Below are 12,866 nucleotides of genomic sequence, written 5' to 3'. Positions count from 1 at the left end.
TCATCGACGGGGTCGACCTGCTGCAGCTCGACGAGGAGCAGCTGCGCAGGGAGCGCGGCGCGCTCGTCAGCTACGTGCCGCAGGATCCCGGCTCCTCGCTGAACCCGGTGCTGCGGATCGGGACCCAGCTCGAGGAGGTGCTGGCGGCGCGCGGCGTGGACTCGCGCACCGAGCGACTGAGCCGCATCAGGCGGATGCTCGAGGAGGTGAGGCTGCCCTCGGACCGCGCGTTCCTCCGGCGATTCCCGCACGAGCTCTCCGGCGGCCAGCAGCAGCGCATCGTGATCGCGGCCGGGTTCATCACGAACCCCCGGCTCGTCGTGCTCGACGAGCCCACCACCGGCCTCGACGTCACCACCCAGGCCCACGTGCTCACCATGGTGCGCGAGCTGTGCGCCAAGCACCGCACCGCGGGGGTCTACGTGAGCCACGACCTGGCGGTCGTCGCCGGCCTCGCCGACCGCATCGCGGTGATGTACTACGGCCGCCTCGTCGAGGTGGGCCGCGCCGACGAGATCACCCTGAACGCGGCGCACCCCTACAGCCGCGGCCTCATCGGCGTGATCCCGGATCCCGCGAAGCGGCGCACGCTCAACGCGATCCCCGGCCGCGTGACCCCCATCGACGAGCGCCCCGAGGGCTGCGTCTTCGCCGACCGCTGCCCGCTCGCCGAGGCGGCCTGCCGCCGCGGCGAGATCCCGCTCGTCGCCGTCGGCGAGGGGCACGTCTCGCGCTGCCGCCGCGTCGACGCGGTGCACGAGCTGCCGCTGCAGGGCTCCGTGCTGACGGCGCAGCGGGAGAGCGCGGCCGAACCCGGCAGCGGCTTCCTCTCCATCCGGGGGCTGGGAGCGGGCTACGGCAGGAAGCAGGTGCTCACCGGCATCGACCTGGAGGTGCCGAAGGGGCTCGTGACCGCGATCGTGGGCGAGTCGGGGTCGGGTAAGACCACGATGGCGCAGTGCATCGGCGGCCTCCACACCGGCGCCACGGGCGAGGTGTTCGTCGGCGGCGAGCCGCTCTCGTTCGGCTCGAAGCGGCGCTCCCGCGAGGAGCTCATGGCGGTGCAGTACATCTTCCAGAATGCGACGCAGGCGCTCAACCCGCGGCGCACGATCGGCGACTCGCTGGCCGAGCCGCTCGTGGTGCTCGGCGGAATGCGCCGCGCGCAGGCCAGGGAGCGGGTGGTGCAACTGCTCGACGACGTGGCGCTCAGCGCCCGCTACGCCGACCGCTACCCCTCGCAGCTCTCCGGCGGCGAGCGCCAGCGCGCCACCATCGCCCGCGCCCTCGCCACCGACCCCCGGGTGCTCGTCTGCGACGAGATCACCTCGGCGCTCGACGTCTCGGTGCAGGCCTCGGTGCTCGCCCTGCTGCAGCGCCTGCGCGAGGAGAACAGTCTCACCATGCTGTTCGTGACCCACAACCTCGCCGTGGTGCGGGCCATCGCGGACCGGGTGGCCGTGCTCGACCAGGGGGTCATCGTCGAGGAGGGCCCGGTGGACGAGGTGCTCGACTCGCCGAAGCACGAGTACACGCAGTCGCTGCTGTACAACACGCCCACCCTGAGCTGGGCGCAGGAGTAGGGCGTCGCTCCGCCGATCGCGCGGAGCGACGCCGGAGCGCAGTCGGGATCGAGAGCCCGGGTGTCGACCCGCCCCGGGTGTCGGCTCGCTCCGCTCGCTCGCCCGGCGGGACGGGCTCCGTCCGCTCGACCGGCACGACAGCGGGGGCGGACCCCGATCGGGATCCGCCCCCGCTCGCCGGGCGCCCGCGGCGCCCCGCCGCCTACAGCGCCGTCGCGAGCTCGTTGTAGCCGCGGCTCTGCAGGATCGGGATCACGTGCTCCTTCATCTGCTGCACGCCCTTCATCGGGTCGAGGAAGCAGAGCGCGAACTGGCCGATGCCGAGGTTGTAGAGCTCGATCAGCTCGTCGGCGACCTTCTCGTAGGTGCCGAAGAGCTGGTACGCGCCCATGCCCATGCCGAGCTCCTCGTACTCCTCCTTGCCGATGCCGAGGTAGGGATCGGCGGCGGCGCCGGAAGCCTGGCGGTCGAGGCCGTAGAGGCCCTTGTCGACGAGGTTCTCGCCCCCCGGCTCCGAGGCCATGATGTGGCCGCTCATCGTGAGCCAGTTCTCGAGGGCCTCGCGGTCGATGCGCCTGCGCATCTCCTCGACGAGGTCGTCGACCTTCGACTGGTCGTCGTCCATGACGACGTAGCACATGGCGGCGACGCGCACCCTGCGGTTGTGCTCGGCGGCCATGCCGTGGATGCGCGCCGCCTTCTCCGCCCACGTCTCGCCGCTCGCGGTGACGAACAGCGCGTCGCACTGACGGGTGGCGTAGTCGAGGCCGACCGGGCTGGCGGCCGCATTGACGAGAACGGGGCGCGGCCGGCTGACGGCCCGGGGGCTGATCTGCGCGCCGTACATCTGGAAGTACTCGCCCTCGAAGTCGACGGGCTCGTCGCTCGTCCACAGGAGCTTCAGCGCGGTGGTCATCTCGTCGGCGATCGCGTAGCGGATCGGCTGCGGGGGCGGGCCCTCGAGGCCGAACTGCGCGTAGTCGACCGCGTTCTGGCCGGCGACGATGTTGACGCCGCCGCGGCCCCCCGACACGTGGTCGACCGCGGCGGTCTGCTTGGCCACGAACATCGGGGAGATGTGGTAGCCCACGTGGATGGTCTGGAAGATGCCCACGCGCTCGGTGACGGCTGCGGTGATGGCACCGGCGGTGGCCCAGTCGTAGTGGTGGTCGTTCCACTCGACCTCGCCGCCGTAGCCGACCCACATGCCGTACTGCAGCGCGCTGTCCATGCCGGAGCTGTCGAGCAGGCGCAGCAGATGCTGCGAGTTCTTCCACTGCCACGCGTTCTGGCGGCTCTCGGGATCGTCGAGCACGACCTTGCTCGCCGAGAGGCCGTTCGACACGTTCCACGCGAACAGGCTGAGGTGCAGATGCTTGTCGGGGCCGAGGTCGGGCTGTCCGCCCGGATCGAACGGGCCGCGCAGCGTCGGTGCCGGGGTGCCCTTGCGGGCCATGGGGGGCCTGGGGGTCATGGTGTCTCTCCTTTGTGTTCGATGCTGTCCGTGTTCGTCGGTCAGGGCTTCCGCGGGCGGCGCGGCTACGCGCGCAATCGGTTCATGGACCACAGCTGCGGCGTGCGCTCGAACTGCACCGCCGCGGGCCAGGTCATCGGGGCGGCCTCGGTCTCGGCGCGGAAGCTCGTGACCATCGCCCGTGCCAGCGCGGGATCCGCGGCGATCGGGCGCGCGATCTCGCGGGCGCGCTCCACGAGCCGCTCCGGCTCGACGACCTCCCAAGCGAGCCCGGCCCGCACCGCGTCCTCGCCCGACACCTCCTGCCCGAAGAGCCCCACTGCGGCGGCCGCGTCGCGTCCGGCCGAGCGGCCCAGCAGCAGGAAGTGCCCGCCGCCGGGGTGCAGGCCGCGCTTGAGGAAGCCGCCCATGATCCGGGCCCGGGGCGCGACGATGCGCAGATCCGCGGCGAACATGAGGTTCACGCCCGCGCCGACGGCGGCCCCGTTGACGGCGGCGATCGTGGGCACGCGTACCCGGCCGAGCCGGGTGAAGGTGCCGTAGAGCGCGTCGAGATCGGCGAGGCTGTCGTCCGCGAGCGGATCCTGCCCGGCGTCCGAGAGCGTCGCGAGATGCGCTCCCGAGCAGAACGCCTTGCCGGCCCCGGTCACCACGAGCGCTCCGATACCCGGGTCCCCGTCGATCTCGTCGAAGAGCGCGCTCATCTCGTGCGCCATCGGCACGGTGAGCGCGTTGTAGCGCTCCGGCGCGTCGAGCGTCAGCGTGGCGACCCCGTCGCTCACCTCAAGCCGCGCCTCCGCGCGGGCTTCGGAGCCGGTTTCGGGGCCGGTGTGGTCCGGTGCGGTCATGGTCGCTCCTCCTCGTGCGGGGGTGGGGGATCGGCGGCCTCGGCCGCCACGAACGCCGCGGCGCGCTCCCCGATCATCACGGTAGCGGCGTTGGTGTTGACGGTCACCGCGGTCGGCATGACGGACGCGTCGGCCACGCGCAGGCCGGCGATGCCGTGCACGCGCAGCTCGGGATCGACGACGCTCCGCGCATCGACGCCCATGCGGCAGCTGCCGGCCAGGTGGAAGTAGCTCGAGACGGCGTCGCGGATCTCGCGCTCGAGATCCGTGCGGTCCAGCTGCAGCAGGCGGCGCGTGTCGGTGGCGCCGCCCCACCTCGGCACGACGCCGCCCTCCACGACGGCGTCCATGAGCTCCACACCCGCGATGAGCTGCTCGAGGTCGCCGGGCTCGCGGAGGAACGCGGGGTCGATGAGCGGGTCCACGAGGGGATCCGCCGATGCCAGCCGCACGCTGCCGCGGCTCGCTGGGCGCATGTGGCCGATCACGAGCGAGACGCCGGCCGGCTCGGGGCGCTGCCAGGGCATGTGGTAGTCGAAGGCCATGGGCGAGAGGTGCAGATCGGGGCCGTGATCACCCGGGGTGCTCGCGGCGAGCAGCGTCGCGTCGTCGAGCCCGGTCTCCCCGAGCGGGTGCTCGGGCCGGTATCGGATCCCGGCCAGCAGGATGTGGTCCTGCAGCTCGCGGCCGACGCCGACCAGCTCGTGCACCGGAGCCACCCCCGCGCGTTCGAGATCGGCCGCCGCCCCGACGCCCGAGCGCAGCAGCAGGTGGGGCGAACCGATCGCGCCGGCCGCCAGCACCGTCTCCCCGGCGGTCACTGCGTGGATCCCGTCGGCCGCGGCGTAGCGCAGCCCGTGGCAGCGGCCGTTCCGGATATCGAGGTCGAGCACGAGCGCATCGGTCACCACGGTGAGGTTCGGCCGCGCCATCGCGGGCCGCAGGTAGGCCGTGGCGGTGGTCTCCCGCCGCCCCTCGTGCACCAGCGACTCGGCGTAGCCGACGCCCATCATCTCGTCGGCGTTGAAGTCGGGCGCGAAGCGGTGCCCCAGGGAGACGGCGCCGTCGATGAACGCCGCGGCGATCGGGTTGGGCGCCCCGGCCGTCGCGGGGTGCAGCGGCCCGTCGGCGCCGCGGAAGCGCGGATCGCCGCCGGGCACCCGCTCCGAGCGCCGGAAGAAGGGCAGCACCTCGGCGAACGACCAGCCCGCCGCGCCCTGCTCCGCCCAGCCGTCGAAGTCGCGCCGGTGGCCGCGGATGTGCGCCATGCAGTTGATCGCACCCGAGCCGCCGAGCACCCGGCCGCGCGGCACCGCGTAGCTCCTGCCAGTGGCGGGCTGCGCCACGGAGGTGAAGTCCCAGTCCGCGTCGGTGCCCTGGATGGACTGCCACAGTTCGGGCCGTTCGATGTCTTCGCGCCGGTCATCGCCGCCCGCCTCGAGCAGCAGCACCGAGACCGCGGGATCCTCGCTCAGCCGCGCGGCCACGACGCACCCGCTGGTGCCCGCGCCGACGACCACGGCATCGAACGGACCGGTCATGCGCGACGCCCGGTCTCCCGCAGGAAGTCGGCCACCGCCGAGGTGGTCTCCGCGAACGCGGTGGTGAAGACGCTGTGCATGCCCGGCAGCTCGACGATGCGCTCGACGTACGGCCGGTAGGCCTCGATCTGCTCCGGCGTCACCAGGCCGTACGCGGGGGCGTACATCAGGGCGGTGGGGCTGGTGAGCGTGTCGGGCGCCGGCGGCACGTCGGCGAACTCGCTGAAGATCGAGACGATCGCGGCCTGGCTGGTGCGGCGCTTGACGCGCCCGTCCGGCAGCGGATCGAAGTAGGTCGCGGTGCTCGCGACGTCGGCGAGGTCCGGCTCGGCGCCGTAGGAGTGGGAGCGGACGAAGTCCTCGACCGAGTCCCAGACGTCGCCGGCGAGCTCCTCCTCTGCGCGCTTCTGCGCGAGCGCGGGGGTGATCTGCACGACCGGCTCGAGCAGGATCGAGCGGTCGATGATCTCGGGGTGCGACACCGCCATGTCGAGCAGCAGGCTGCCGCCGAATGAGAAACCCAGCCAGTCGGCGCGCTCGATCCCGAGCGCGCGCACCGACTCGACGAGATCCTCCACGTAGGTGGCGTGCGTCCACGGCGGCTCGAAGCCCGAGCGGTTGTGCCCGCGCAGGTCGAAGGAGATCACGCGATGGTCGCGCGCCCAGACCTCCGCGGCCTCGGCGAACTCCTCGGCGCGGGATCCCACGCCGTGGATGAGGATCAGGGGCGGTTTCGCCGGGTCCCCCCACTCGTATTTCTCGAGGATCATGTCCGATTCCCTTTCTGAACGGGTGCGACGCGCATCGCGCGCCGCCTCATGCGAAGCTGCGGCCGCCGCAGACGTAGACGACCTGGCCGGTGATGTATCCCGCGTCGGGCGAGAGGAGCCACGACGCGGTCGCGGCGATGTCGGCCGGCTCGCCGGCTCGCGCGAGCGGCACCCCGGCGATGACGCGCTCGCGGATCTCGGCGGGCATCTGATCCGTCATCGCCGACGAGATGAAGCCCGGCGCCACGGCGTTCACGCGGAGGCGCGGGGCGAGGGCGAGGGCGTGCGCGCGCGTGCAGCCGATCACGCCCGTCTTCGACATCGCGTAGTTGAACTGGCCGACGTTGCCCAGCTGGGCGCGGGAGGACAGGTTGACCACGGCGCCGTCGTCGACGATGAGGTCGGCGAGCCCCTCCGTCATGCGGTAGGCGGATCCCAGGTTGACCCGTACGACGGCGCGGAAGTCGTCCTCGGTCATCTTGTGCACGATGGCGTCGCGCGTGATGCCCGCGTTGTTGACGAGCGCGCCGAGCGGCCGGCCGTCGCGCTCGATCGCCTCGCGCACCCGGGCCACTCCCTCCTCCGAGGAGACGTCGGCGCGGATCGCGATCCCGCCCAGCTCGGCCGCGGTGGCCTCGACGTCCGGGGCCAGGTCGACGAGGGCGAGGTCGTACCCGTCCCGGAGCAGGCGCTCGGCGATGGAGCGGCCGATGCCCCGGGCCCCTCCCGTGACGATCGCGATGGTCATGGCAGCATCGCCCCCAGGTGCTGATCGGTGAGCATGGTGATCTGGCCGGCCGCGGATCGCGTGTCCATGGTGAACTCTATCCCGCGGCGCAGGTGCTCGAGCGCGTCGGGATCCTCCGCCGGATCGATGCCGATCGCGGTCGCGTAGCGCCCGCGTCGCCTGCCCTCGAAGGCGAGGGCGCGAGCACCGCCGACGAGGGCGGTGGCCGCCGCCGAGTCGAGCACGGGGGCCCGTCCCAGCACGGCGTCGGCGTGCAGCACGTAGACCACCGGCGCCTCCGCGATCATCGCCTCTCGGCTGAGCCGGAAGGCCTCCGCAAGTTCCTCCTCGACCTCCTCCCAGGCGGCGAGGCCGGACCGGGGGGCGAAGACCAGCCCGTCGTGAATGCCGCCGTCGCGGGCCGCGAGACCGGTGAGCGCCTCGGCCACCGCCGCCGATGGGATCCGCAGCCTCATGCCGCCGCCTCCCGCATCCTGAGCATGGTGACCATCTGGCCGGACTGCACGACGGCGCCGTGCTGGTTGACCGCGCTCACCTGCTGCACGACGAGCCCGCGACCCGGCTTGGAGGTGGTGCGGCGCTCGACGATCTCGTTCTCCGCGTGGATCGTGTCGCCGATGTAGACGGGTGCCTGGAACCGCCAGGAGCGCACCTCGGCGAAGGCGATGATGGAGCGGTCGAAGAGGCGGGTCTGGCTGCGCAGGCCGGTCACGATCGAGAAGATCAGCGCGCCGTGCACGATCCGCGCCCCGAAGGAGCTCTCGCGCATCAGCTCGGCGTCCATGTGCAGCGCGTTGAAGTCGCCCGAGACGCCGGCGAAGTTCACCAGATCGGCCTCGGTCACGGTGCGCGCTCCGGTCGTGAACCGCAGGCCCACCTCGGCGTCTTCGTACCACAGTGTCTCCATCGACCGCACTCCTCCGTCGCGTCATCGCGTAAATACGTACCGGTTGGTATCTACATCGTCTCGCGTCCGGCCCGCCGCGTCAAGAGCGGAGTCGGATCGCTTGACAGGCTCCCGGATCGAGCCTAACGTACTGTTCGGTATGTACACGCGATCGCGAAGGGAGGCCGGCACCGTGACCCCTGCAGCCGGAGACCCCCGCGCGCTTCCCCCGTCGCTGCCGGGACCGCCCTCGGCGGCCGCGCGCACGGGGCGCACCCGCACCGAAACCCCGTTCGACCCGCTCACGCCGCAGTGACGCGGGCGACAGCACACCCGAGGAGAGACATGTCCGAGTTCATCAGCATCCCCGCCCACCACGAGACCCTGCCCCGCCGCTCCTCCGGAGCGACCGCGGGCGGCTTCACCTTCCTCACCGTCACCGCGCTCGACCCGCAGACGGGCAAGCGCGCGACCGAGGCCGAGACCGTCGCGGACGAGGTCAAGGTGCTCTTCCGGCGCGCCGACGAGATCCTCGCCGAGGCCGGTCTCACCCGCAAGGACCTGGTGAAGTCGACCTGCTGGATCTCCGACGAGGCGCACCGCTTCGAGTTCCTCTACGCCTACCGCGACGAGTGCGCCGAGGGCGTGTACCCGCAGCGCATCACGATGACGGTCGGGCTGCCCTCCGACTGCCGCGGCGCGATCGAGTTCGTCGCCGCCAAGCAGTAGGGGGCGCCTGCGAGGTCATCCTGCGTGCGCGGAATGCCGAAGCGGGATGCGCAGTGTTCCGCGCATTCCGCGGTGGCGCTACAGCGCCAGGCGCGTCGCAGGATCCACAGGTCGGACGCTACGCGCGGAGTCCGTCGAGCACCATGTCGGCGAAGATCTCGCCGATCTCGCTCGGCGTGAGGCTGCCGGAGGAGCTCAGCCAGGTGTGCGTCCACGCCACCATGCCGATGATGCCGAACGCCACGACGCGCACGGGTCCGCGATCCTTGAAGACGCCCTCCTTCACGCCGCGCTCGACGAGGCCGACCACGTATCCCGCGAACTCGTCGCGCTTGGCCCGCACCTGCTGGAACGCGTCCTCCGCGAGGAAGCGCTGCTCGTGCAGGTAGATCGTGATCTCCGACTTGTAGCGGCCCATGGGCTCCATCAGCACCTCGACGATGAACCGCCGCAGCATCTCCACCGTGGGGATATCGCGGGCGAGCACGTCGCGGGCGATCTCGAGCTGGTAGTCGATGAAGCCGTCGTGGATGTCGTGCAGCAGGTCTTCCTTGCTGTCGAAGTAGTGGTAGAAGGCGCCCTTCGTGCGCTCCGCCCGGTCGACGATCTGCTGCACGCTCGTGAAGTCGTACCCGTGCTCCTCGAACAGGCTCACGGCGCTCGAGAGGAGCGCCTCCCGGGTAGCGCCCGGGTCCCTCTGCACCCGCTTGGCGCCGTTCTCCGACTTCTTCGCCACGGTTCTACCTCCCGCTATGGACGTCCTTCTCGAAGACATTCTCGAAGACAACTGTACATATCCTTTCGGTCGGGCCCGCGAACCTCCGGGCTCCGGGAGGGGTCAGACCCGTGCGAGATGCGCCCACAGCCCGTCCGAGGCGACCTCGACGGCGCCCCGGGCGAGCCGCAGATCCCAGTACCGGGCCGAGCCGAAATCGGCGCGCCAGCGCAGGGGCGGCAGGGTGAAGCGGTGCAGGTGGTGCTCCTGCGTCGTGCCCATCGCGCCGAGCACCTGGTGGGCGTTGCGGGTGACGGGGTCGACGGCGTGCGAGCTGCAGGACTTCGCGATCGCCACCGCGCGCTCGACCTCCTCGTTCGCCTCGCCGGCATCGACCCAGGCCTCCACGGCGGCCTCGACCGCTGCCGTGGCGACAGCCGTCTCGGCGGCGGCCTCGGCGAGCAGCGCCTGCACGGCCTGGAACCGCGTCAGCGGCCGCCCGAACTGCGTGCGCACGGAGGCGTGCTCCACGGCCTCGGCCACGCAGCGCTCCAGCGCGCCGACGATCTGCGCCGAGCACACGAGTGCGCCGCGCAGCAGGAACTCGCGCCCGATCCGGCCCTCGAGGGCCGTGCTCCGGGCAGGCGCCGTGACGCGCAGCCGGGGCAGCGGATCCGCGTCGGCCGGGACGGTCTCGAAGCCGCCGGCCGCGAGATCCTGCGCCGACCAGCCCTCCCCGGTCTCGCAGACGAGCAGCACCCGCTCGATCCCGCCGCCGCCCGGCACCTCGACGACGTCGCCGACCGCGGCGGGGGCGCGCACGACGGCCGCGCTCGTGGCGCCGGTCACGGCGGGGAGACCGGCCTGCCCGGCGAGCCAGGACGCGAGCAGGTCGTGCTCGCCGTACGGCACGGCGATACCGGAGCGGCCGAGCGCGTGCAGCAGCGTCGCCGCCTCGGCCCAGGAGGCCTCGCTGCCGCCCCGGCTCTCCGGCGTGGTCAGCAGCGCGAGCCCCATCTCGTCGAGATGCGACCAGACCTCGGCGTCGAACGCACCCGCCTCGGCGGCGCGCGCGTCGGCGTCGATCTCGCGCGTGAAGAACGAACGGACCAGGTCCCGGAAATCCGGGTCGACTCCGCAATCAATGGGCATGGGACTTCTCCAGACCTCGAGCGATGATGCCGCGGAGGATCTCGTTCGTTCCGCCGCGCAGGGTGAATCCGGGGCGGCGCAGCAGCGCCGAGTGGGCGAGGCGCGCGAGCTCCGCGTCGTCTCCGAGCTCGTGCGACCAGTCCGAGGCGTAGTCGCAGATGTCGCCCTCGTTCCCGGTGCCGAGCACCTTGACCATCGACGCCTGCAGCTCGGCCGGCTGACCGCCCTGCAGCTTGCGCGCGACGTCGAAGGAGAGACGACGCAGACCCGCGACGCGGGCGATCAGCCGCCCCAGCTCGGCCTCGGGCTCGGTGCCGGTGCGCGCGAGCTCGGCGGTCAGGCGGTCGAGCACCGGGAAGCTCGACAGGATCCGCTCCGGCCCGCTGCGCTCGAACTTCAGCTCGCTGGTGACCTGCTGCCACCCCTCGCCGACGGTGCCGAACACATCGGCGTCGGGCACGAAGAGCCCGTCGAACACGACCTCGTTGAAGTGCACGCTGCCGTCGATCGACACGATCGGATTGATCGCGACCCCGGGCTGCCGCAGGTCGATGAGGAACTGGCTCAGGCCGGTGTGCCGGTCTCCGCCCTCGGGCGGAGAGGTGCGCACCAGCGCGAAGAAGGCGTGGGCATGGTGAGCGCCGGAGGTCCAGATCTTGGCGCCGTCGACGCGCCAGCCGCCGTCGACGCGCGCGGCGCGCGTCTGCACGTTCGCGAGATCGGATCCCGCCTCCGGCTCCGACATCCCGATCGCGAAGTAGATCTCGCCGCGCGCGATCCCGGGGAGGTAGCGCTGCCGCTGCTCCTCGGTGCCGTACTTCAGCAGCGACGGCGCGATCTGGCGGTCCGCGATCCAGTGCGCGGCGACGGGCGCGCCCGCGGCGAGCAGCTCCTCGGTCACGACGAAGCGCTCCATGAAGGTGCGCCCGCGGCCGCCGTACTCGACGGGGATCGTCATGCCGAGCCAGCCGCGCTCGGCCAGGGAGCGCGAGAACGACTCGTCCCAGCCGCTCAGCCAGCTGTCGATGGTCGGCTCGAACGCGCCGGCGGCGCGCTGCTCGGCGATGAAGGCGCGGACCTCCGCGCGCAGCGCCCGCAGCTCGGAGTCTTCGACGTTGCTCACGGCATCCTCCCAATCAAAGTACGAACTAGTCGGTATGTTACGGTTTGGCGCGACCGCTGTCAAAGGCGCTCGAGGATCATGGCGTTCGCCATTCCCCCGGCCTCGCATATGGCCTGCAGCCCGTAGCGGTCGCCCGTGCGGCGCATCCGGTGCACGAGCGTCGTCGCCAGCCGCGCCCCCGAGCAGCCGAGCGGATGGCCGAGCGCGATCGCTCCGCCGTCGGGATTGAGGCGGTCGGGATCGGCCCCGGTCTCGGCGAGCCAGGCGAGCGCGACGGAGGCGAAGGCCTCGTTCACCTCGGCGCTGCCGATCTCCGCGATCGACAGCCCGGCCCGGCCGAGCACCTTCCGAGTGGCCCCGATCGGACCCGTCAGCATCATCACCGGGTCGACGCCCGTGACCGAGAAGCTGTGGAAGCGGGCCAGCGGCTCGAGGCCCAGCTCGGCGGCGCGCTCGGGGGTCGTGATGAGCAGCGCGGCCGCGCCGTCCGAGATCTGGGACGAGTTGCCGGCCGTGACCACGCCGTTCTCGTCGAAGACGGTGCGCAGCCCGCCGAGCGTCGCGAGGGTGGAGCCCTCGCGGATCCCCTCGTCGGCCGAGACGATTCCCTGCTCCGTCTCGACCGGCACGATCTCCGCGTCGAAGCGCCCCTCGGCGCGCGCGGCCGCGGCCCGGGCGTGCGACTCGAGGCTGAAGGAGTCGACCTGCGCGCGGGTGAAGCCCCACTTCGCCGCGATGAGCTCCGCCGATCTTCCCTGCGAGAACTCCTCGCCGGGGTAGCGCGCCGCGATCGCGGGGCCTCGCGCCTCGCCGTGACCGGAGGTGCGCGTCGAGCCCATCGGCACGCGCGACATCGACTCGACGCCACCCGCCACGACCACGTCGTAGTGGCCCGCCATGACGCCGGCGGTGGCGAAGGCGATCGCCTGCTGCGACGAGCCGCAGGCGCGATCGACGGTCGTGCCGGGCACGGTGTCGGGCCACCCGGCACTCAGCGCGGTCCAGCGCCCGATGTTCGACGACTGCTCGCCGATCGTCGTGACACAGCCCCAGATGACGTCCTCGACGAGCGCCGGGTCGATCCCGGTCCGCTCGGCGATGGCCCGCAGCACACGGGCGCCCAGCTCCACCGGGTGCACCCCGGACAGGCCTCCCCCGCGGCGCCCCACGGGCGTTCGAACGGCTTCGACGATGACTGCTTCTCTCACGGCGCTCCTCTGTGTGGGATCCTCGAAGGACGGAAGAATATTGCACATACCGACCGATAGGTATGTTACGCTCATCCCAGGTCGCCGTC

General features: G+C 72.0%; 13 protein-coding genes. 2 read left to right on the top strand and 11 right to left on the bottom strand.

The window, feature by feature from the left end; translation table 11 throughout:
* The coding region (locus ACWKZU_RS11845; RefSeq protein ID WP_449282528.1) for an ABC transporter ATP-binding protein at window positions 1–1,583 on the top strand (1,583 nt) is incomplete at its 5' end.
* A gap of 202 nt (window positions 1,584–1,785) precedes the next feature.
* On the opposite strand, the gene ACWKZU_RS11840 is transcribed toward ACWKZU_RS11845, so the two are convergent.
* The 7 genes from ACWKZU_RS11840 to ACWKZU_RS11810 form a co-directional block, all read right to left on the bottom strand.
* Entirely contained in the window at window positions 1,786–3,057 is a 1,272-nt protein-coding gene (locus tag ACWKZU_RS11840; protein ID WP_449282527.1) for an LLM class flavin-dependent oxidoreductase, read from the bottom strand.
* 65 nt (window positions 3,058–3,122) lie between these two features.
* The gene (locus ACWKZU_RS11835) at window positions 3,123–3,905 is read right to left on the bottom strand and encodes an enoyl-CoA hydratase-related protein (RefSeq protein ID WP_449282526.1); all 783 of its coding nucleotides are present in this window, start codon (window positions 3,903–3,905) and stop codon (window positions 3,123–3,125) included.
* Window positions 3,902–5,446: a GMC family oxidoreductase gene (locus tag ACWKZU_RS11830; RefSeq protein ID WP_449282525.1), complete on the bottom strand. Its 1,545-nt coding sequence runs from the start codon at window positions 5,444–5,446 to the stop codon at window positions 3,902–3,904. The genes ACWKZU_RS11835 and ACWKZU_RS11830 overlap by 4 nt, the downstream gene beginning before the upstream one ends.
* Window positions 5,443–6,216 carry an alpha/beta fold hydrolase gene (locus tag ACWKZU_RS11825; protein ID WP_449282524.1) on the bottom strand — a complete coding sequence of 258 codons (774 nt, stop codon included), beginning with the start codon at window positions 6,214–6,216 and terminating at the stop codon, window positions 5,443–5,445. The genes ACWKZU_RS11830 and ACWKZU_RS11825 overlap by 4 nt, the downstream gene beginning before the upstream one ends.
* A gap of 46 nt (window positions 6,217–6,262) precedes the next feature.
* Window positions 6,263–6,964, bottom strand: a complete 702-nt coding sequence (locus tag ACWKZU_RS11820; RefSeq protein ID WP_449282523.1) for an SDR family oxidoreductase — start codon at window positions 6,962–6,964, stop codon at window positions 6,263–6,265.
* Window positions 6,961–7,419, bottom strand: a complete 459-nt coding sequence (locus ACWKZU_RS11815) for a hypothetical protein (protein WP_449282522.1) — start codon at window positions 7,417–7,419, stop codon at window positions 6,961–6,963. The genes ACWKZU_RS11820 and ACWKZU_RS11815 overlap by 4 nt, the downstream gene beginning before the upstream one ends.
* On the bottom strand, window positions 7,416–7,871 hold the full coding sequence (locus ACWKZU_RS11810; RefSeq protein ID WP_449282521.1) for a MaoC/PaaZ C-terminal domain-containing protein: 456 nt from the start codon (window positions 7,869–7,871) through the stop codon (window positions 7,416–7,418). The genes ACWKZU_RS11815 and ACWKZU_RS11810 overlap by 4 nt, the downstream gene beginning before the upstream one ends.
* A gap of 324 nt (window positions 7,872–8,195) precedes the next feature.
* Between ACWKZU_RS11810 and ACWKZU_RS11805 the strand changes: the two genes are divergently transcribed.
* Window positions 8,196–8,579, top strand: coding sequence for a RidA family protein (locus tag ACWKZU_RS11805; RefSeq protein WP_449282520.1), 384 nt, complete (start codon window positions 8,196–8,198; stop codon window positions 8,577–8,579).
* A 118-nt stretch (window positions 8,580–8,697) separates the two neighbouring features.
* Here the strand turns inward: ACWKZU_RS11805 and ACWKZU_RS11800 are convergent, their stop codons facing one another.
* The 4 genes from ACWKZU_RS11800 to ACWKZU_RS11785 all read right to left on the bottom strand — a co-directional run bounded on the left by ACWKZU_RS11800 (window position 8,698) and on the right by ACWKZU_RS11785 (window position 12,777).
* Window positions 8,698–9,315 (bottom strand): TetR family transcriptional regulator, encoded by a 618-nt coding sequence (locus ACWKZU_RS11800; RefSeq protein ID WP_449282519.1) that lies wholly within the window; start codon window positions 9,313–9,315, stop codon window positions 8,698–8,700.
* Window positions 9,316–9,417: 102 nt separating this feature from the next.
* The gene (locus ACWKZU_RS11795; protein ID WP_449282518.1) at window positions 9,418–10,446 is read right to left on the bottom strand and encodes an acyl-CoA dehydrogenase family protein; all 1,029 of its coding nucleotides are present in this window, start codon (window positions 10,444–10,446) and stop codon (window positions 9,418–9,420) included.
* Window positions 10,436–11,569, bottom strand: a complete 1,134-nt coding sequence (locus ACWKZU_RS11790; protein ID WP_449282517.1) for an acyl-CoA dehydrogenase family protein — start codon at window positions 11,567–11,569, stop codon at window positions 10,436–10,438. The genes ACWKZU_RS11795 and ACWKZU_RS11790 overlap by 11 nt, the downstream gene beginning before the upstream one ends.
* A gap of 59 nt (window positions 11,570–11,628) precedes the next feature.
* Complete coding sequence (locus tag ACWKZU_RS11785; protein WP_449282516.1) at window positions 11,629–12,777, bottom strand: thiolase family protein; 1,149 nt, start codon at window positions 12,775–12,777, stop codon at window positions 11,629–11,631.
* Between the last annotated feature and the right edge of the window lie 89 nt (window positions 12,778–12,866).

Source organism: Leucobacter sp., assembly GCF_053528595.1.
This window is presented reverse-complemented; position numbering and strand designations above follow the sequence as displayed.